23 protein-coding genes are annotated in these 20,118 nt (G+C 52.9%); 13 read left to right on the plus strand and 10 right to left on the minus strand.

The annotated features are described in order from the left end of the window. The first annotated feature begins 1 nt into the window (after position 1). The 4 genes from ATG98_RS02640 to ATG98_RS02655 are packed head-to-tail and all read left to right on the plus strand — an operon-like array spanning position 2 to position 3,132. Positions 2–895 (plus strand): glycosyltransferase family 2 protein, encoded by an 894-nt coding sequence (locus ATG98_RS02640; protein WP_098422076.1) that lies wholly within the window; start codon positions 2–4, stop codon positions 893–895. Then, complete coding sequence (locus ATG98_RS02645; protein WP_098419381.1) at positions 892–1,503, plus strand: SAM-dependent methyltransferase; 612 nt, start codon at positions 892–894, stop codon at positions 1,501–1,503. The genes ATG98_RS02640 and ATG98_RS02645 overlap by 4 nt, the downstream gene beginning before the upstream one ends. Next, positions 1,500–2,537, plus strand: coding sequence for a hypothetical protein (locus ATG98_RS02650; protein ID WP_098419382.1), 1,038 nt, complete (start codon positions 1,500–1,502; stop codon positions 2,535–2,537). Before ATG98_RS02645 ends, ATG98_RS02650 begins: the two co-directional genes overlap by 4 nt. Before the next feature lie 58 nt (positions 2,538–2,595). Next, positions 2,596–3,132 (plus strand): DUF421 domain-containing protein, encoded by a 537-nt coding sequence (locus ATG98_RS02655; protein ID WP_098419383.1) that lies wholly within the window; start codon positions 2,596–2,598, stop codon positions 3,130–3,132. 1 nt (position 3,133) lies between these two features. Here the strand turns inward: ATG98_RS02655 and ATG98_RS02660 are convergent, their stop codons facing one another. Further along, positions 3,134–3,883 carry a hypothetical protein gene (locus ATG98_RS02660; protein WP_098422077.1) on the minus strand — a complete coding sequence of 250 codons (750 nt, stop codon included), beginning with the start codon at positions 3,881–3,883 and terminating at the stop codon, positions 3,134–3,136. 130 nt (positions 3,884–4,013) lie between these two features. Next, positions 4,014–4,367: a hypothetical protein gene (locus ATG98_RS02665; protein ID WP_098419385.1), complete on the minus strand. Its 354-nt coding sequence runs from the start codon at positions 4,365–4,367 to the stop codon at positions 4,014–4,016. 623 nt (positions 4,368–4,990) lie between these two features. On the opposite strand from ATG98_RS02665, the gene mrtJ reads away from it, so the two are divergent. The 5 genes from mrtJ to ATG98_RS02690 all read left to right on the plus strand — a co-directional run bounded on the left by mrtJ (position 4,991) and on the right by ATG98_RS02690 (position 11,661). Further along, the gene (gene mrtJ, locus ATG98_RS02670) at positions 4,991–5,467 is read left to right on the plus strand and encodes a JDVT-CTERM system glutamic-type intramembrane protease MrtJ (protein ID WP_098422078.1); all 477 of its coding nucleotides are present in this window, start codon (positions 4,991–4,993) and stop codon (positions 5,465–5,467) included. A 454-nt stretch (positions 5,468–5,921) separates the two neighbouring features. Then, the gene (locus tag ATG98_RS02675; RefSeq protein ID WP_098422079.1) at positions 5,922–8,003 is read left to right on the plus strand and encodes a catalase; all 2,082 of its coding nucleotides are present in this window, start codon (positions 5,922–5,924) and stop codon (positions 8,001–8,003) included. Between the two features lie 246 nt (positions 8,004–8,249). Then, positions 8,250–8,708, plus strand: coding sequence for a hypothetical protein (locus ATG98_RS02680; protein WP_143751425.1), 459 nt, complete (start codon positions 8,250–8,252; stop codon positions 8,706–8,708). Beyond that, positions 8,705–10,183, plus strand: a complete 1,479-nt coding sequence (locus ATG98_RS02685; RefSeq protein ID WP_098422081.1) for an ATPase domain-containing protein — start codon at positions 8,705–8,707, stop codon at positions 10,181–10,183. Before ATG98_RS02680 ends, ATG98_RS02685 begins: the two co-directional genes overlap by 4 nt. 11 nt (positions 10,184–10,194) lie before the next feature. Continuing rightward, a complete protein-coding gene (locus tag ATG98_RS02690) occupies positions 10,195–11,661 on the plus strand; it encodes a putative bifunctional diguanylate cyclase/phosphodiesterase (protein ID WP_098419390.1) in 1,467 nt (488 codons plus the stop codon). Positions 11,662–11,788: 127 nt separating this feature from the next. Here ATG98_RS02690 and ATG98_RS02695 read toward each other — a convergent pair whose 3' ends face one another. Continuing rightward, the gene (locus tag ATG98_RS02695; RefSeq protein ID WP_098422082.1) at positions 11,789–12,325 is read right to left on the minus strand and encodes a PRC-barrel domain-containing protein; all 537 of its coding nucleotides are present in this window, start codon (positions 12,323–12,325) and stop codon (positions 11,789–11,791) included. Between the two features lie 641 nt (positions 12,326–12,966). On the opposite strand from ATG98_RS02695, the gene ATG98_RS02700 reads away from it, so the two are divergent. Continuing rightward, positions 12,967–13,872: an alpha/beta hydrolase family esterase gene (locus ATG98_RS02700; protein ID WP_098419392.1), complete on the plus strand. Its 906-nt coding sequence runs from the start codon at positions 12,967–12,969 to the stop codon at positions 13,870–13,872. Between the two features lie 139 nt (positions 13,873–14,011). On the opposite strand, the gene ATG98_RS02705 is transcribed toward ATG98_RS02700, so the two are convergent. Continuing rightward, entirely contained in the window at positions 14,012–14,230 is a 219-nt protein-coding gene (locus ATG98_RS02705) for a hypothetical protein (protein ID WP_098422083.1), read from the minus strand. 318 nt (positions 14,231–14,548) lie between these two features. Between ATG98_RS02705 and ATG98_RS02710 the strand changes: the two genes are divergently transcribed. Beyond that, positions 14,549–14,725 carry a DUF1328 domain-containing protein gene (locus ATG98_RS02710; protein WP_098419394.1) on the plus strand — a complete coding sequence of 59 codons (177 nt, stop codon included), beginning with the start codon at positions 14,549–14,551 and terminating at the stop codon, positions 14,723–14,725. A gap of 109 nt (positions 14,726–14,834) precedes the next feature. Here ATG98_RS02710 and ATG98_RS02715 read toward each other — a convergent pair whose 3' ends face one another. From ATG98_RS02715 to ATG98_RS02725, 4 genes are all read right to left on the minus strand, one after another. Further along, positions 14,835–15,524 (minus strand): diacylglycerol/lipid kinase family protein, encoded by a 690-nt coding sequence (locus ATG98_RS02715; RefSeq protein ID WP_228706239.1) that lies wholly within the window; start codon positions 15,522–15,524, stop codon positions 14,835–14,837. Beyond that, positions 15,496–15,699, minus strand: coding sequence for a hypothetical protein (locus tag ATG98_RS22150; RefSeq protein WP_228706002.1), 204 nt, complete (start codon positions 15,697–15,699; stop codon positions 15,496–15,498). Before ATG98_RS22150 ends, ATG98_RS02715 begins: the two co-directional genes overlap by 29 nt. A gap of 44 nt (positions 15,700–15,743) precedes the next feature. Then, positions 15,744–16,625, minus strand: coding sequence for an EamA family transporter RarD (gene rarD, locus ATG98_RS02720; RefSeq protein ID WP_098419396.1), 882 nt, complete (start codon positions 16,623–16,625; stop codon positions 15,744–15,746). A 107-nt stretch (positions 16,626–16,732) separates the two neighbouring features. Beyond that, on the minus strand, positions 16,733–16,972 hold the full coding sequence (locus tag ATG98_RS02725) for a TIGR02647 family protein (protein WP_098419397.1): 240 nt from the start codon (positions 16,970–16,972) through the stop codon (positions 16,733–16,735). A 68-nt stretch (positions 16,973–17,040) separates the two neighbouring features. Between ATG98_RS02725 and ATG98_RS02730 the strand changes: the two genes are divergently transcribed. Both ATG98_RS02730 and ATG98_RS02735 read left to right on the plus strand, forming a co-directional pair. After that, positions 17,041–17,748, plus strand: coding sequence for a pseudouridine synthase (locus ATG98_RS02730; RefSeq protein ID WP_098424354.1), 708 nt, complete (start codon positions 17,041–17,043; stop codon positions 17,746–17,748). 36 nt (positions 17,749–17,784) lie between these two features. After that, positions 17,785–18,483 (plus strand): lytic transglycosylase domain-containing protein, encoded by a 699-nt coding sequence (locus tag ATG98_RS02735; RefSeq protein ID WP_098422084.1) that lies wholly within the window; start codon positions 17,785–17,787, stop codon positions 18,481–18,483. Between the two features lie 36 nt (positions 18,484–18,519). Here ATG98_RS02735 and ATG98_RS02740 read toward each other — a convergent pair whose 3' ends face one another. Continuing rightward, positions 18,520–19,149: a LysE family translocator gene (locus ATG98_RS02740; RefSeq protein ID WP_098422085.1), complete on the minus strand. Its 630-nt coding sequence runs from the start codon at positions 19,147–19,149 to the stop codon at positions 18,520–18,522. Between the two features lie 57 nt (positions 19,150–19,206). Then, positions 19,207–20,031: a sulfite exporter TauE/SafE family protein gene (locus ATG98_RS02745; protein WP_098424355.1), complete on the minus strand. Its 825-nt coding sequence runs from the start codon at positions 20,029–20,031 to the stop codon at positions 19,207–19,209. Positions 20,032–20,118 lie beyond the last annotated feature (87 nt).

Below are 20,118 nucleotides of genomic sequence, written 5' to 3' on the forward strand. Positions count from 1 at the left end.
TATGGCCTCCACTTTGCAGATACCTGTCGCAAGTGTATTGACACTCATCCGGGGCCGGCAAGGGCATCTTGATGCACTGATCAATGGCCTGCGCAACCAGACCTGCTTAAACTTCGAGCTCGTTATCGCTTATATGCAACCTGATCCGCCCAGGGTTGACCCGTCATTGCCGTTTCCGGTCACTATGGTCAGGGTTCCGGGCATCAGAATGCCGCTCGCAGCGGCCAGAAATACGGCAGCAGCGAAGGCTTCATTCGAGCGACTCATTTTTCTGGATGTCGACTGTATTCCGTCACCAAATCTGGTGCAAAGTTTTGTCCGGGAGCTGGACGCCTGTGGCCGCTGTCTTCTCGGGGAAGTCCGTTACCTGCCCGGAACTGTGTCGGAAAACACGCCAGCCGTTGCCGCATTCGGCGATTTGGCAGCGTTTGGCAAGCAGCATCCGGCACGCCCCCGTTTGCTGGGCGACGGCTGGATGGACGAGCCCAATCCCCGTGCGCTATGGGGGCTGTCATTCGCCCTCACCCTGGAGCAATACAACGCTGTGGGCGGAATGGACGAACGCTATGTGGGTTACGGCGGCGAAGAAACAGACTTAGCCGAACAGCTTGCGGCGAAAGGCATTAAATTCGGGTGGTGCGCAAATGCGCTGGCTTTGCATCAGTACCATGCTGTTTACACGCCGCCGCTGGACAGGTTTGACGACATTCTGGCCAACGCACTGTACTTCCATAAAAAATGGGGCAGCTGGTGCATGGAGTACTGGCTGAACTTCTTCGCTGGTTACGGCCTGATCGAATGGTCGCCGGGCGCTGCGACCGTTAACATTCTGCGCCACCCTTCCGAAGCAGAAATCCGCGCCTGTCGCCAACCGCCTGAGGTCGCATTCGCATGAGTTCACAAAAACAATCACCGCCTGAAGACAGCTTTCCAGACACTTCTCCCGAATTCTTCGAGCGGCTTTATCAGAATTCGGAGGATCCCTGGAACTTCAGGCGCTCTGCCTATGAGCGAGCCCGTTATCAGGCCATTGTTGACGGCATAAAGGATAAATTTTACGCCTCTGCCTTTGAAGCCGGCTGCTCGGTGGGCGAGCTCACGGCGCTGCTCGCACATTATTGTGACTCCCTGACAGCCATCGACTGTTCAGCAACAGCCGTTGAGATCGCCAAATCCCGATGTCAGGAATACCCACACGTGGACATCCGCCAGGGCACCTCACCTGGCGCCCTGCCAAAACACCGGTGTGATCTGATTGTCTTTTCTGAAATAGGTTATTACTTCTCGTGCGAGGACCTGGCATCGCAAATTGAGCAACTCTGGTCGCTTTTAACACCCGGTGGGCGGCTGATTGCGTGTCACTGGCTGGGCCATTCGGAAGACCATCTGCTTCACGGCGCGAAAGTACACGAAACCATCGGTCAGGTTCTGTCCGTGAGTAGCGACTTCACAATGCTGGACAACGGCTATGCGCTGCAACGCTGGAGTAAATCAACGCTATGAATTCAGACCACGGTCAGCTTGCGCTTTTACTCTCCTCCCTGCCCGATCGGCCGCTCGCCAGTGATTATCAGGCGGCCGCTAAGAAACTGCTGCCGTATATACAATCCAAGGTGCCGCCCATGGGTGAAGGCCAAAGCGCTGCCCGGCTGACTTTTCTGACCACCGTAGGGCGTGACGATTTAAGCCTTGCTCGCCTGATTGAAGGTCACCTGGACGCCACACAGATTTTGCGGGAGGCAAAGCGTCCTGTCGACAAACAGGCGCTTTACGCCATATGGGCTTCGGGTGGGCCGGCAGACAGCCTGCACATTACGCAGACTGCCCGGACCGCTTCCGGTCTGGAACTGACTGGCACTAAGCCGTTTTGCAGCGGCTCCGATATAGTTGATCGCGCGCTGATCTATATTTACCCCAACGAGCAACTTGTTGAAGTAGATATGCAAGCCGTTGGTGCGGTAGGCCGCATCGACTTTGACGGCAAAGCCTGGGAAGCCCCGGCTTTTTCTGAAACCCACACCTGGAATGTTGCGCTGCGACGCTTCCCCATCACGCAGGATAATTACATTGGTGGCTACAAATGGTACTTCGAGCGTCCAGGCTTTTGCCTAGGGGCGCTGGGGCCTGCGGCCTGCTGGACGGGCGGAGCAATGGCTCTGGTAGATTCGGTGCGCCAGAGAACGCTTAAGGATGGACACGCAAAAGCCCATCTCGGAGCCATGGCCGCCCTGGTATGCAGCATGCAATCACTGCTTCGGTGGGGCGCACAACAGATCGACGCCGACCCCACCAATAAGTCAGGGCAGTTATTCCCGTCAGCTTTGGTAGTAAGGCACCAGATCGAGCGTGGCTGCACGGAAATCCTTGATCGTTTTGGTCGCACACTGGGCCCACGGCCTTACGCCTTTGAGAGGGACAATTCTCGCCGTATCGCAGAACTCACTCTTTATATTCGCCAATGCCATGCCGAGCGGGATTTAGAAGAGCTTGGTAGCTATCTGGGAGAACACCCAGAATTTCTCTCAAATTCCGTATAAACAGGCCCGTTCTGCAATACTGAGGCAGCGAATTTAATAACATAAATAAGGGGGCACGATGTTTTTTTCAGACGTGTTTGCTGATGCAGTCGCCAAAGGGGCTCTGCTGAGCGCCTTTGGATTATTATGGGTCATTTTCCTTGTTCGGATCGTAGGGCTAAGGTCCTTTTCGAAAATGACAAACTTTGATTTTGTCATGACCATAGCCATGGGCTCCCTGCTGGCAAGCGCATCGCAGTCAGGCAACTGGCAGGGCTTTCTGCAAAGCCTTACCGCAATGGTCGGCCTGTTCGCCATGCAATATTTTGCTTCCATACTGCGTAAAAAATCGCCGGGGTTCGACAAACTGGTCCAGAACACGCCAGTCCTGCTTATGAAAGATGGAGTCATTATTCAGGAGGCTTTACGGGCCACTCGTGTTGCCGAGGATGACTTGATGGCCAAGCTGCGTGAAGCGAACGCGATCGATCTTTCAACCGTACGCGCGGTTGTGCTTGAAACGACGGGCGATATATCGGTGCTGCACGGTAAGCAGGTTGACGAGGCACTCCTCAAGGGTGTAGCTCAGATCCAAAGCGGTGATATGAGTTCTTGAATCATTCAATATGCGTTGTCAAACATGAAAAATTCGCCGCATTCATTTTTTCAAGATCCTTACTTAACTTATAGCGCTGTCGCAACGTCGCCAGCTGTTTTGTGTCCCAGGATCCGGGTGTCAGCACCAGGTGATCGCCATCGTACTTCAGATCGAAGCGGCGCTCAGCGCCGATGGGCATAGCCTCCGGCCCATAGATACCGATAAGGCGCAGCCTCAGGCAGTTCAGCTCTAGCTTGTCTTGCAGATTTTTCTCTCCATGACTCTCTGAATAATACTCCGGTGTATCTTCCCGGGTCGTCATCACTTCGTTCCGGGCAATACGTTGGATCAGTTCGTTGAAGGTGCCAATATGGAAAAATCCGCCAGGCGGTATCGGACCCTGGCGAGTATTTTCCGAGGCATTCAATGGTCGCTGATTGCCCGCTGCCTGATCGCTTTGCCCGTCACCCGAATCGCCACTTTCAAGGTATTCCAGCTCGAAATCAGTGACATCCAACGTTATCGTGCCTGATGAGGTTTCAAGCTCAGCGATGATGTACTCAATGAAAACCGATTCCGCGCTCATATTGCTGATAAGGCAGAGCGCATTGATATCCTTGTTACGACCACGATTAATGATCAGCCGGGGACTGCGTTGCCGGCGAAAACCCAGATACAGGAGTTGAGCGTAAACCAGCCAGACAATAACCGAAGCCAGGCTGGCGCACACAGAAAGCACCTTATAATTGTCAGCTATCCAATCGTACATAAAGCCGCTTTTCTCCTCTGAGTTCTGACCCACCCACCGGGCGCATACGTCAAAAAAATCAGCCGGACGTTTAGCTCAAAAAAAAGGGGGGGGATTCCGGACGAACTCCCCCAGCCGTTGTGAGCAGATGTCATTTCGAGAGGCGCTTTGCATTCGCCGTTGTGCGTTTATGAAGTGGTTTCAGACTACGCCGGCTGGTTGTCCACCAGGGCGTCTGGCCACCGAGCAGAATATTCAGCCACGCCTTCTGAACCTCAAGACCGACCTCCCAGCTCGCGGCGAGCTTCTCGGTCACCATGCGCTGGTTTTCATGAATCATTTTTGGGTCCAATGGCGACTTTGCCTCCCATAAAAACGTTCGCGATTTAATCGTCGAGAACGCTGAAGACCAAAATTCGGAGGTCATCTGCCCGAGCTTCCAGACTTCAGTAACTGCTGCGGGGGTGGTCGGAACAACGGAAAGTATACGTCTCTGATTACTCATTAATTTCTCCAGACGGTGAGTCAGTTTGGACACGAAAAGTTGTTTGATTTCTCGTAAGCGGGCATTTGGGCACCGACCTTCCATGAGGCGGGGAAGACGGCATTTTTCGGTTTATCTGTAGTGATCATCCAGATAGTCACGTTCACGATCGCACTAAAATGGCGCTCTAACGATTAAACAATAGTAGATTCCGGGGCATGACAGTCGATGAGAATCGATTAAATTTGGTCAATATTCCGGACACAAATGATTGGAAAGTAAACAAACTCAACAACCTGTCCAGATTCGTAAATCACTTCCCCCAGTTCAGGTTCAACGGGCTTGTTGAAGCCAACCCTAACTACGCAACCAGAAGACCGCTAAAACCTGTACATATTTATTACGATATAAAGTAAGCGTAAAGCAGTAAATACGTATTCATAGGGTACATATAATATTGAATCTGACAGGAGATGGGGCGAATGTGGATTAGCGTACAGACTTATTATGAGCGTTGAATTAAAAAAGAGTTGCTGGTATTTAATGTAACTGAATAATTATGCGTTACGCTCGCGTCAGCCGATCCCCCGGTGGCTGTGGGGCGCGGACATCAGCTTTATCGCATTTTAAAAGGACCTGAAACGATGCCTGACGCGACTGCACTGAGGTATTCATGGGGATTCACACGTCCCGAACGCTTATTCAGTGATCGCCAGTTCCTGTTAGCTTTAATTGCTGGCTGCAGCATAAGTTTCGTGGCGGGGGCGCTTGCTGGTGTATATTTCACATTTAAGACCGGTTTTTTAGTTGTGGCCTTTTTTATATTCGTTGCGCCTCTGTGTGAGGAGATCGTTTTTCGCGGTGTGGTTCAGAATTACCTCGGCAGGAACACTGCTGGAGTGCAATATCCGGCCCGGCTGTCGCCTGCCAACTTAATCACTTCTTTACTCTTTACGCTATCGCACTTGGTGTACAACGCCAATCTGTTCGCCTGGCTCGCGTTCTTCCCCGGGCTGGTATTCGGATACTTTCGTGAACGCTACAACTCGTTGCTTCCCGGAATAATTTTACATTCAGCGTTTAATTCAGCTTTGATTTCTGGCTGGTACTTAAGTACCTGATGCTGGGTTACGAAGACGCAACTTGCAGCGACAAATGGCAATATGCCGGAATACGACGTCGACGGGCCGGATGTGGATGTTGACACTAAAACGATGCGTGGCCTGGCAAATTGATACTGACATTATTCGGTAAATCTGACTTTTCTGAATAAGGCATTACGAATCTCCCTGTTTTGCAGCTCGGATGCTGCTTCAGCATCGCCCCTACGAACGCAGCACTTATTTATAATTAGCAGTCAGAAAACCAGGCTTCAAGCGCGCGATAACGGCAATCTTAAAGATTGGTCATAACACCCACCAAAGGCTGATCGGCGCACTAGTATGTATTAGATCGCCGTTAATCAGGGGCGGTCTCAAACAACCAATTGTGGGAACCGCACAGCAAGAACTTTATATCAAGGACTTTATAGCAAGAACTTTATAGCAAGAACTTTATAGAGGGAGAAGCCCGCTTATGTCTAAGCCCAAAAAACCATCGCAATATACACCTGGCCAGGGTGGCGAATTGCATCAGCATGCAAATGCCACGCATCCGACCATGACCACCCAGCAAGGCGCGCCCGTCGCCGATGACCAGAACTCACTGCGCGCCGGCGCTCGCGGGCCGGGGTTATTGGAAGACCACGTAATGCGTGAAAAGATCTTCCACTTCGACCACGAGCGCATTCCCGAGCGCGTTGTTCACGCCCGCGGGGTTGGCTTTCATGGCTACTTCGAAAACTACAGCAATCAGTCAGAACTGACCGCCGCCGACCTGTTCCAGCGCCCCGGTGAACAGACACCGGTATTTACCCGCTTTTCCACAGTAGCCGGTAACAAGGGGTCGGCAGACTTACCCCGTGATGTACGCGGCTTCGCCGTAAAATTTTACACCCAAAAGGGCAACTGGGACCTGGTGGGCAACAACATGCCGGTGTTCTTTATTCAGGATGCCATGAAATTCCCCGATCTGGTGCACGCGGTAAAAGAAGCGCCAGACCGCGGTTTTCCTCAGGCTCAGTCAGCACACGATAATTTCTGGGACTTTGTCAGTTTAATGCCAGAAAGCACGCACATGCTGATGTGGACCATGTCTGACCGCGCCATACCGCGCTCGCCCCGCTTTATGGAAGGTTTTGGCGTGCACAGCTTTCGCTTCGTAAACGCCGAAGGCGACTCGAAGTTTGTGAAGTTTCACTGGAAGCCAAAGCGTGGCATGCAATCGGTGGTGTGGAACGAAGCTCTGAAAATAAACGGGGCGGATCCCGATTTCCACCGCCGCGACATGTGGGACGCCATTCAGCGTGGTGATTATCCGGAATGGGAGCTGGGGGTTCAGATATTCGATGACGCCTTCGCGGAGGAATTTGAATTCGATATTCTGGATGCCACCAAACTTATCCCTGAAGAACAGGTGCCGATTACGCCGCTGGGTAAAATGGTGCTCAACCGGGTTGTCGATAACTTTTTTGCGGAAACCGAACAGGTCGCGTTCTGCACCCAGAATATTGTGCGGGGTATCGATCACTCGAACGATCCGCTGCTGCAGGGCCGCAACTTTTCTTACCTGGACACCCAGACCAAACGTTTAGGTGGCCCGAACTTTACCCACATTCCCATCAACGCCCCCAAGTGCCCCATGCATCATTTCCTGCAGGATGGCCACATGGCGATGACCAATCCCACGGGCCGCGCTAATTACGAGCCCAACAGCTGGGAGGACAGCCCGGGGCCGCGGGAAAATCCGGCCGAAGGTTTCCACAGCTACCCTGAGGAAATAGAAGGCACAAAAGTTCGTGAACGCTCTCCCACCTTTGCAGACCACTACAGCCAGGCCTTTCAGTTTTACACCAGCCAGACCGACGTAGAGCAGAAACACATAGTCGCGGCCTTCGTGTTTGAACTCAGCAAAGTTGAACGCGAAGACATTCGCCTGCGAATGATTGCGCACCTGCTGAACGTAGATGAGTCACTGGCTGAAAAGGTTGCGGAGGGCTTGGGGCTGGATACCCTGCCGAAAGCTGCTGAGCCGGCGATGAAACCCCGCAAAGACTTACCGGTCTCCGATGCGTTGAGCATACTCAAGAATGGCCCAAACAGCTTTGGCGGTCGAAAACTGGGCGTATTTGTCAGCGAAGGCACCAACGCCGAAACGTTCGACGCGTTAAAAGCAGCCGTAGAAAGCCAAAACGCCGTACTGGCCGTGATTGCACCCACTATTGGCGGCGTAACAGACAGTAACGGGCGCAAGATTGCAGCCAATGAAAAAATCGATGGTGGGCCATCGGTGCTGTTCGATGCTATTGCTTTATTGCCAGGCGCCGACGGAATTGACGAGCTGGCAGGTAAACCCCCGGTTCGCGATTTTATCAGCGATGCCCTCGCCCACTGTAAGTTCATCGGCTTTGACGACAATGGTGAACAGCTGATAAGCAGCGCCGGTTTCGGCACCCGGCTGGATGACGGGTGTATAAAGCTGGATGCAGACAAGGCTGAAAAAGCCTGCACAAAGTTCATCGAAAGCTGTGCGGCCTTACGTTACTGGGACCGGGAATAACTCTCCAGGCGCGTCTGGGGTAATCGCTGAAACCGCAACTTTTGCCTTTAGCCCCAGCGCGCCAGGGACGATGTCCCGTCTGCGTATTTCATGACGACACGTAGGCGTTGCCATTTTGTTAAGAAAATGCGTTCCATTGCAACTTCCTCATTTAAAAGTAAAGCTGGTCGCATTGATGAAACGTCTACGATGGTAAACAGCGCTTAACGAGCCGCATAGGCGATGACGGTATAAAGGATTCGTTCTATGGCAACAAGCAACAAACAATCATGTCCGTATGCCTTGCACAGAGCTATGGAGCATCAATCCGAAGGTGCCCTCGATGCGGGTGCGGTGGACAAAACCACCATCCAAACATTGCTCCTGGTGAACGTCATACTGACACCGGTGATCGGCGAAGTGGGTGTAAACGTCCTCTTCAAACGCTCGCTGCACCTGACGAGTAGAACCTTCCCGTGGCTTACAATGGCAGAGAATCACGGAGATACCGGCGATCTGCTCGCAAGTCTTAGTGCGCGTCTGGCGGGCCGCGATACGAATGAAGCTGTAGAGGCAAGTTCAGCCCTGCTGGTAGGCTTCACCGAACTACTGGCAACCTTGATTGGTGATTCCTTAGTCAAGACCTTGCTGGGTTCTCTCAGTGCGTCTCTGGCACCATCTTCTAATAAGCACGAGACCACACCTGAGCAAGACACAACATCATGAGCAAAAAGGTGACCATACATCCTCTCAAAACCGGTGTGCAGGGGCTTGATGATGTCCTGGGCGGTGGCATACCTGAATATTCCTTCAACCTCATTAGTGGGAATCCAGGTGCGGGCAAGACGACGCTGTGCCACCAGATCATGTTCGCCTTGGCAACGCCTGAGCGGCCTGCGCTATTCTTCACGGCGTTTGGCGAACCGCCGTTAAAGATGCTGCGTTATCAGCAGCAGTTCACCTTTTTCGACTCCGATAAGATCAATGAGTCAATTCACTTCATTAATTTGAGCGACGAGGCCGCAACGGGCGATTTTGATCAGGTACTGGCGCGCATCACCCAGGAGATCGTGGCATTTTCTCCAGCGTTGGTCTTTGTCGATTCGTTTCGCTCGGTTTTACGGGAGGCGGAACACCAACCCGAAGATGCGAACAACCTGCAACGATTCCTACAACTACTCGGGCTTCAACTGACCGGCTGGCAAGCCACCACCTTCCTGATTGGAGACTTTGTGTCGGACAGCGGCTCCCATCAGATCTTGACGGTGGCTGACGGTCTGCTGTCACTGGAACAATCTGTCGAACGGAATTCGATGGTGCGCAAGCTGCAAGTGATAAAAATGCGCGGCCAGGCGACCCTGCCAGGAAAGCATGCATTCCGCATTTCCAGTGATGGGGTCAATGTCTTTCCGGCGACCATCGTTCACAAAGACCCTGAGGATGTGGGAGAGGCCTCAGAGGCATTACTCAGTAAAAAGCGGGTTGCCATGGGCGTGCCGCGCCTCGATGACATGCTGGGCGGCGGCTTGCCGTCGGGCCATTCGCTGCTGATTGCGGGGCCGACCGGGTCGGGCAAGACCGTCCTTGCCACTGCCTTCCTGGCCGAAGGCGCGCGCCTGGGCGAAACTGGCGTGATTGTCGCGTTTGAACAAACGCCTGGCCAGTCCTGGATCCGTACGCTCGACGAAATGATTCAAGGCCGACAGATCGGCTTGATTAATGTCCGGGCCCTGGATCTGTCGGTCGACGAGATCGTACAGCGCCTGACTAACCTTATTAAGGAGATGAAAGCAACCAGGGTGGTCATCGACTCGCTGTCCGGGTTCGAGCTGGCGGTGGCACCCACGTTCCGCGAGGATTTCCGCGAGTCGCTGTTTCGCATGATCGCGGTACTCTCCGGCCTCGGCGTGACTGTGCTTATGACGTCGGAACTCGAGGACCGCTATACCGATCTGCGCTTCAGCCCCTACGGAGCCGCCTTTCTCACCGATGCGATCATCGTACAGCGCTACATCGAGGTTGAGAGCTGCTTACAGCGCGTCATGGCGGTCGTCAAAGTGCGTGCCAGTTCCCACAGCAACGAAATCAGACGATTCGATATTACGGATAAAGGTATGGTCATCGGTGACCCGGTGTCCGACTTTGAGGGAATCCTCGGCGGGCAGCCGACGCGGAAAAAAACAACCAAAAGCGTTGAGTGAGGTAAGGCGGGATGAGTAAGAAGGGATGCAAAGATCAAAACACCGGGACAGAACCGACCGTTCCTAGTCGTGCGGAGGCTGCCCAGGCGCTGTTGAAGGAAGCGAACGAGCGCCTGATCATCGCGTCAATTCACGCCCAAACCATGGCAGAGTCCGCCGAACTGGCCAAAGAGCAGATGGCTTATATGGTCGGTCGCGATTACCTGACCGGTTTGCCGAACCGTTCGCTGTTGAACGACCGTATGGCGCAATCGATTGAATTCGCGAAGCGTCACGGCACGAAGATTGCCCTGATGTATATGGATCTGGACAATTTTAAACACATCAACGATTCGCTCGGTCATGCGGTTGGTGATGAATTATTGAAGTCGATTGCAAAACGTCTGCAAGCCTGCGTTCGCCATTCCGATACGGTTTGTCGTCAGGGAGGAGACGAGTTTGTGGTGCTGCTGAACGAAGTTGCAGATGCGCGTGACGCTGTCGTCACGGCAGAGAAGATAATCGAAGCCATGGGTCTGCCGCATCTCGTCAGTGGTAGCCAGCTCAACGTTACTTTCAGCATCGGCATCAGTCTCTACCCCGACAACGGTGAGGATCTCGAAACAGTCGCAAGAAAAGCCGACGCAGCTATGTATCAAGCCAAGGAAAAAGGGCGCAATACCTATCGGATATTCATTCAGGAAATGGAAGTCCGTGCGCTAGCGCGGCAATCTATGGAGCAGAAACTGCATCGAGCACTGGAACAGAGCGCGTTTGTGTTGCATTACCAGCCAAAGGTGAACCTTAAAACCGGATCAGTGACCGGCGTCGAGGCGCTTATCCGCATTCGGGAACCAGATAACCAGCTCGTTTACCCGGTGCACTTCATCAGCATTGCTGAGGATTGCGGCCTGATTCTTCCGATCGGCAGATGGGTTCTTCATGAAGCCTGTCGGCAGACTCAGGCATGGTTGCAGGCCGGATTCGATATTGGTCAGATAGCGGTCAACGTCTCGGCCAGGGAGTTCCATAGCCAGGATTTTTTCTCTGGTGTCATTTCCGTACTCAATGAAACGGGTCTGGACCCGCGTCACCTGGAACTGGAAATTACGGAAAGCGGACTTATGGAGGACACAGAGCAGGTATTGGCGGTCTTGGACGCGCTCAAGAAACTCGGCGTGCGGATTGCTATTGATGATTTTGGCACCGGTTATTCCAGCCTGAGCTATCTGGCGCGTTTTCCCCTGGACACGCTTAAAATTGACCAGTCATTTGTACATGATCTGGATGACGCTTCACGCGATACAGAAAATGCCATCATCAGCGCCGTCATTGCGATGGGCGGGAGTCTGAAGCATCGCGTTGTGGCCGAGGGAATAGAAACGAAACAACAACTCGACTTTCTGCAATCTAAACACTGCACCGAAGGACAAGGTTATTATTTCAGCCGACCTGTGGCTGCCAAGGAATTTACCGCATTGTTGGCAACCATTGGCTGACGTCAGATATAACGGATTTAAGGGAACGGACACGCTCGTGGGCGCTTACCTTGAATGCGGGAAGGTTGGAGGAAGTAGGGGGGGATGCTGGAAGCGCCCTGCGGGGCGCTTCTTGAGGGGAGCGGGCTTACTCAGTCGCTTGCTCGACCTCGTCACCCATCTCTTCTACGCCTTGCTTGACATTATACCAGGCTGAAGAAGAAGCCTGTTTTGTGTTCTCCCAGGCGCTCTCACTAACTTCCCTAGTGTTTTCCCAGGCCTGTTGCAAGCTTTGGCTGGTCTGGTTCCACCAATCCTCGTTGTATTCTGGCAGTTTTTTCAACTCGTCCTGAGTCATTTCCATGTGGACTTCGTACACAATGCCGTCGAAGTCTGCATTGCCGGACTCCGTCACGACGGTAAAGGTGCCACGTTCCGCAACGACCTCACTGCCCCCGAGGCCCAGTATTTCACCAGTCTGGATAACCAACGAGTGTACCGACATATCGTTGCTCATCAGGATGTCCTCGACCTCACCGATCTCCTCGCCAGTACTGTCAAAAACATCGGCATCTTTCAGCTCGTCCATGGTGTACAGCCCCTCTGCCGCGAACGCTGAAAGACTCATAGCCATGCCACCTGCCAGCAGGGAGACACCCATTGCGCGAATAATAGGTTTACTCATTGTCGTACTCCTGTATGACGTCACTCCAGTGAGCGCCCGAGGCGAAGATGCACTGCGGACGCTGCTCCAGGAAGACGCGATCAATGTTCGAATTCACTGATTCAGTGAACTGCGTCACACTTTTTAACTTAGCAAAGGCTATGGCACATGCCAAATGACGTTCCCGCAATGATGCAGGAGGGTTTGGTGATGAGGGAAGTGAACGGCCGATTGACGGGTTTTGAACGATGATAGAGATTAAGCATTAATATATTATGAATTAAACGCAACTCCATAACCGTTGCTAAAAATCAATGGCTCTGCCATTTTGTGTTTCAGCGAAATACAGCATTTATATCGCGCTCTCTTCGATCATCCGAATGTCTTCAAACAGGCAGCCAATCAAAGTTCGCAAGCGCTTTATTTAACGTGTTTTGATTACTCATCATTGGGTTTTTTGGGAATTTTGCGGGCGCCGCCTTCAAAGACAGTCCCGCGCCCTGATCAATAGGGGGAATGGTTATCTGGTGGCTGCAGCGGCTTCTCAAGAGCCAGGGGTGTTATAAAAACGCTGAGGTAAACAATCGTCGTTTCCCAGCCGTCAGGCATCTCGCTTGTGGCGGCAATATTATTTGTGACACTAAACAGGCGGAAGATGCAACATGTCGAAATCTACAGATAGCCACGAGCGTTTGACTACTTTAGACGAATTCGGAACTGACCCCGGATCGTTACAATCATACACCTATATTCCAAAGAACTTTCCGAAGAACGGGCCGCTCGTCGTCGTACTACACGGCAGCACTCAGTCAGCGGAAAGCTATGATAGCGGATCAGGCTGGTCTGCTCTCGCCGACGAATGCGGGATAGCACTCCTGTTTCCGGAGCAAAGAAAAACCAACAACGCCATTAAAAGCTTCAATTGGTTCAAGTTTGGCGACAGCCACCGCGGCGGCGGCGAACCACTTTCTATTCGTCATATGATCAAGCAAGTCGTTGATGATCACCCCATTGATCCGTCCCGCGTTTTCATCACGGGGATGTCCTCCGGTGGCGCTATGGCAGCTGTGATGCTGGCGACCTATCCAGAGGTGTTCGCCGGGGGCGCGATTATCGCCGGACTACCCTACCGCAGCGCTGTCACCCTGATGGAGGCGCTCGTTCGAATGAGGGGATATGGTGGCCCTTCGGATAGTAAGCTCGACGCGCTTGTGCGCGGAGCCTCCACATTTGAGGGCCCCTGGCCAACGATCTCGGTCTGGCATGGCGGTAGCGATTTGACCGTCGACAACGCCAACGCAGACTCCATCGTCCGGCAGTGGCAGAAGATCCACAAGGTTGAAGGATCACCGACACGTGAGGAAGAGGTCGACGGTTTTCCCCGCCAGGTATGGTGCAATGCTGACGGGCGGGAGGTGATAGAGAAATACATCATCGGGGGAATGGCCCACGGCACGCCGATCATGGCTGGAGGGGACGAGGGTCTCGGGGAAGAAGGAAAATTTATGCTGGAAGTCGGCATTTCCTCGACCCGTCACATAGCAAATTTCTGGGGCCTTACCCAGTAAGGGAACTCTGGCCATTTGTTCTTCCAGCTCATCAAGGTGTCAGTTCTGACGAAAGCCATGATTAGATCTTCTCCAAATATTGTTCGCCTCTTCGAACAACACCTTGCCCGGACCGAGGCCCAAGTGCGACTAAAGCGCACTATGGGCGTCTCGATTTTCGTCCAAACAGATAAAAAACAATCGCGATTACACCCACCATAATCATCACCCATCCCGCACCACCACCCATGCCTGACGGGCCACTTCCCGGACCCAGCAGGATAATGGTGCCAAGCACGATACTGACAACACCCATGATAAACAAAATGATCAGACTTTTACGGGGCTCATGTTTTACAACTGTTTTTGGGTCTTCCATTTTATCCTCCACATTTCACACACTAGAGTAGCGCGGCTTAAAACACTTTTTCTAGTACCGCATCACTTAAACATAGCTGAGAATACGAGCTCATGACAACAAACAGCTAAAGATTAACTTAAAAAAATTAAGGGTTTCAAAAATAAAAATCACTTTATTAGACGAATTATAAATCGTTAATAAGCATTCAATAAATATGTAAAATCCATATTAAACATTATCTTAACCGTACATTGTCGTTATCTTACACTTTTGCAATTTGAGAAAAATCAGATGTTGTGCGATATTTAAAGCGGATTCAAAGGAAGGAGAAGTAAGATGCTTTATTGGGCTCTCGTATGTCTTGTGATCGCCATTGTGGCGGGTGTGCTCGGTTTTGGCGGTATAGCCGGTACAGCCGCAGGTTTTGCACAAATATTATTTTTCGTATTCATTGTACTGCTGGTGGTCTCCCTGATTGCTAATGCCGTGAGGGGCAAGGGCCCGAAGATGTAGTCTTATCAAAACAGCGTAAAAAAGCCCGCGAAGCGCGAAACTTCGCGGGCTTTTTTTATGTAACGATAACGAAAAGGCTACTCCCCGGTGCTGACAATGCTCGTCCCTATTACGCGCAAACACCCCGCGCGGCATTCAAAACTGACCGGCGTTTCACCAGCCTCATCGCCATCGGCGGTAAAAACCCGCGATGTGCGGGTTTCAATATGGCAGTCACGACCTTGCAAATGGACAATCGTGCTGGTTCGGTTCGGTTTGGTGTTTTTCCGGTAAGGCGAACCATAAAAAACGTCATCAGCAACTGCGGAATCGGTCTTGGTTTCACCAGAATAACGTGCAAAAGGCCATCATCGGCGGCGGTTTCAGGCATCTCGTTACCACCGCCAAAAAACGCACCGCTGCCGACTGCGATAGAAAGCCAGCGCCCCTTAACAACTCCCCCGCCACAGCGCACAGAAGCGTGAAAACCACGTTTGGTACCAAGCCGTCGTAGCAACTCGATACCATAACTGAATCGCCCCAAGAACTTCTTAACCGGCCCCCGAGATTCTGTAGCCGACACGCTACCAAGGCCAATGTGTGCAACGTTCAAAAACAGTTTATTTCCGTATTCAGCGACGTCCACTTGTAAAGTCGTGCCTCGGACAATCAACTGACACAGCTGTTTGGAGTCATCAGGCAGGCCCAGATTACGGGCAAAGTCGTTAGCCGTTCCGGACGGCAATACCGCCAGCGTGGCCTGTTTTTCAAGGCACAATTCGGCACCGCGATTAACCGAACCATCGCCACCGGCCACCATCACCACCGGCCACCATCACCACGTCGTCAGGCTGAACCCGCTTCATCCAGCGCTGATCGCCCAGGTCACAGCATTCCGGGTTGTGGATCCCCGCGTTCTGAAGCATGTTCAACCAGTATTCACGGCCACGTTTGCCGTCACCAGCCTCAGGATTTGCAACCAGCCAGTATGTCATCGGATGTTCCTCAGGGCGCTACCATCGGTGAATCGCGTGCAGGCTCATGCTGCCCTTCGTACCCTGCCCTGCCACGAGGAAATACTGTACACAATCAGCGCCAGCCAGATCACCATAAAACTTGTTAACTGAATAGGGCTCAGAGGCTCGTTGAAAACCAACAGGGCGATCACGAACTGCAGCGTCGGGTTTATGTACATCAGAAAGCCCACCGTGGCCAACCTCAGGCGTCGCGCGGCGCCGGCGAACAACAACAGGGGAATGGCCGTTAACACGCCGCTGGCCATCAACAGGCTGCCGGTGGGCAAATCCCGGGTAAAGTTCGAAGCGCCCGATGTGGTCAGCCAGCCAAAGGTCATTAAGCCCAAAGGCAGCAGCAGGAGAGTTTCCACGAATAAACCGGATAAACCGTCTAGCTGGATCTGCTTGCGCAGAAGCCCATACACGCCAAAACTGAATGCCAATACCAGGCTAATCCAGGGTAGCTCGCCCAGCATCAGCAGCTGGAGCGCGATGCCGACGCCTGCGATAGCGACCGCTGCCATCTGCCAGCGCCCCATTTTTTCGCGCAATATCACCATGCCCAAGGCGACATTCACCAGCGGCGTCAGAAAATAACCCAGGCTGGCCTGCAACACGTGGTGGGTTTCAACGGCGTAGATGTACACGCCCCAGTTAAGCGCTATAAGCAACGCGCAGCCCAACACACGCCAGAGTTGTCGCGGGTTGGCAAAAGCGTCTTTCACCGGCTGCCAACGCCTTAATCCGGAAATGACGATGGCCAAAAAAATACAGGACCAGATAATCCGGTGCACCAGAATCTCAAGGGCCGGTACGTCCTGGAACAGCGCAAAAAATAGCGGGAATGAGCCCCAGATAGTGTAGGCGCATATGCCGTACCACACGCCTTTGGTCTGTTCGGGCACTGGGACTCTCCACTGTGCAGCAGGCAATAAAAAAACCCCGGGTTCTGCGCCCGTAGCGCAGCCCGAAGTACAGGGTTTTATAATCAGAGAAATCAGGGATTAACGGACTATTTACTGCTCAGTATCGCAAGCAGCATTTGTGCCTGCTCGATCGCTTCGCTACCCAATGCGGTCAGGTAGCCGCCGTCGTCGCGGGTAATCAGTCCTTTATTGAACAAGCGCTCTGCCGCCGAAACCAGCTCCGGGGCGGCCTCATTGCGATGTACTTTGATACCCTCCTGGGCGGACGACGAATCGAACTGGGTTAAAAGATTCAGCTCGGCCAGGTGTTCTGCAGAGAATGCCATGTAATTTCCTCGTATGATGTCAGATGTCCGGCTTCAGGCCGGTTGTTACAGTCTATACCATGAGCGCCATGAAACTTTCCCGTATTGTCAGCAACCAACCCAATATCAGCCGCAAAAAAGCGAATTGGCTGATTGCCACCGGCCAGGTGCACGTTAACGACCTGATTTGCCGTATGGCAGACGCCGATGTGGACGAATTTGCGGTGGTCAGGGTCAACGGTAAAACCGTACAGCAGGGCCATTGTGCCCATTACATTATGCTGCACAAACCCGCAGGTTATCTTAGCGCTACCGAAGATGATACGCACCCTACGGTTCTACAATTGCTACCTCCCGCTTTGAGCCAAGGCCTGCACATTGCCGGCCGGCTGGATCGCGCCACTACCGGCCTGATGATACTGACCAACAACGGCACCTGGTCACGGCAATTAACGCTGCCCGGCATGGGCATTGCCAAGGTTTATCGGGTAACAACCGCCTACCCGATTGGGCCCGACACGGCGCTGCGCTTTACTGAGGGTATCTGGTTCGAATACGAGCAGCTAACCACAGCGCCCGCCACGCTTGAATTACTGGCACCAACACTGGCAAGGCTGACTATTTATGAAGGCCGCTATCACCAGGTGAAACGCATGTTTCACGCCACAGGCAATCGGGTCATTGCGCTACACCGGGAAGGGATTGGCCACTTGCAATTAAACAGCAATTTGGCGGAGGGTAGCTTCAGAATGCTGACCGGGTCAGAGATTGAAGGGCTGGATCGGTATTACACTTGAGGAATAACCCTTGTTGAAGCGATATACTTTATAGCTATGAAATACGCCCACACGTTTTGCTATCCGCTTCTCGCACTTTTTCTGGTATTTGCCAGCGGAGCGACCCATGGCGATACCATTAAGCGCATTGTGCACAGCGATGGCAGCGTGGAGTTCTCCAATGTAAAAATCGACAGCCCGCTGGCGTCGGATGGCGCAGCCACGGTGTACCGTTATCAAGACCAATACGGCGTGGTGTCCTACAGCGGCGAACGCCCGGCGAACACCACGTTTTCGGTGATTCGCTTTCACTGCTTCGCCTGCGACCCTTCGTCTACGGTGAATTGGGATACCACACCGCTGTTTGCATCCCGCTACAATGAACAGATTGCGACGGCTGCCAAAGAGTTCGATGTAGACCCCGCGCTGGTTCGCGCCGTTATTCACGCCGAATCCGCATTCAACCCCAGGGCACTATCGCCCAAAGGCGCGCAGGGTCTGATGCAGTTAATGCCCGCCACGGCTGACGAACTTGGAGTGGTCAACGCCATGGTTGCAGAAGAAAATATTCGCGGTGGCGCAAACTATCTGGCGCAAATGCTGGTTCGTTTCCGTGGCGACACCAAGCTGGCCACCGCGGCATATAACGCGGGCCCTGGCGCAGTCAGCCGCCACAATGGCATTCCGCCCTACGCAGAAACCCGGGCTTACGTAAAAAGGGTGGAGATTCTGCATCGCCGCTACGCCGCGCTTTAACGCATTTTCCCAAAACCCTGCCGGTTAACGGTCCGTTCAGCCCAAAGCCAACCAAACACCCACAAGTATCATCAGACTGCCCGAAATTCGATTGGCCAGCCTTACTTTATCGCCACTGCGCAGCGCCCTACGCAAGGTGCGCCCGCCATTGGCATAGAGTAGCAAGCACAAAAATTCCATGCTCAAAATAATCAGTATCAGCGCCGTAAGCTGCGGCGCCATTGGCAGCGAGCTGTCTATAAACGGCGGCAGCAATACCACCAGAAACGCCCAGCCTTTGGGATTGGCAATGGCTGTTACAAAACCCTGCATGGCCAACTGCCAGCGAGTGCTGCTGGGCAATATCGCGCCTTCTCCCGGCATCGCCATTTTGCCCCGGGAACGCCACATCTGTACGCCCAGCCATATCAAATAGGCACCGCCCGCGTACTTGGCAACTTCAAACACCGTGGGGTAACCCAGCATAAACGTAGCCACGCCCACAGCCGACGCAATGGCCACAACACCAACGCCCAGCAGTTCGCCGGCCATCATCCATAGCGCCCGGCGCACACCCACCGTAATGCCCAGCGACAACGCCAGGGTCATACACATGCCGGGTGTGATAGACACCACAAAAAAGGTGGGCAAAAACACCGACAACAACGCCAGATTCAGAACCGTCATAACCATCCTTTAAACATTTACAGCGACGCGGCGCTTAAATTTTCCAACATGAATCTTCTATAGCAGCACGCTGACCATGCCCACACTGCTGACGATTAACAGCACAATTCCCAGCAGGCGGAAAAACACCGGCGTTTCGGCTTTCAAAATACGGTCGTGAAAACGTAGACCTATTACATGGCCGATAGCGGCACAAGGCAACAGCCACAGATGGTGAATCAGCTGCAGGTCCAGCCCAACCCAAATAAACGCCGCCAGCTTGATAAACACCAGAATAAACCAGAGTCCAAATAAGGTGTCTCGCAGTTTTTCCCGGGGCAAATGCTGCGCCGCTACCGCAATAATCAGCGGTGCTCCAATCAGCGAGGTACCGCTGATGTAACCACCGGCCATCAGCAAGCCCACGTCTACTGCTTTGCTTTTGCTGCGAAAAGGCCGGTTGAGGATATAAGACACCGAATAAACCGCAACAATCACAAAGATGATGGCGCTCAATACATTCGCTGGCAGCGTAAACAGGCCAAACACGCCAATCAGTTTGGGTATGATCATAATGCGAAGCATACGCCACAGGTACGGCCAATCCACCGTGCCTTCCGAAGCTGTTGCGGCTGCATCCGGGCCAAAGCCCGTTAATGTCTGACTGTTTTTACCACCTTTCTGGCTTTGACTGCGGCGGTTGTTCATCCAAATGGTGAGTGATGAAAACACCAGCAGGTGAACGGCTATGAGCGGCAAAAAAACCAGCGGTTCGTCTTGCACCAGCAGCAAAAACGGTAACGACAACACGGCCCCACCGAAGCCCAGCCCGGAGCGTACAAAACCGCTCCAAATGAAGATTAGCGCAATCAAACCGTACTGAATTAGGGAAAGATCTGACATAACATCCTGAGCGGTAGGAACAAATTCGTTTGAGTGTAACGGTTTTTCAATAAAAAACACCGGGCAAAGCCCGGTGCAACTTGCGTA

The sequence above is a fragment of the Marinobacter sp. LV10R520-4 genome (assembly GCF_002563815.1).
GTDB lineage: Bacteria > Pseudomonadota > Gammaproteobacteria > Pseudomonadales > Oleiphilaceae > Marinobacter.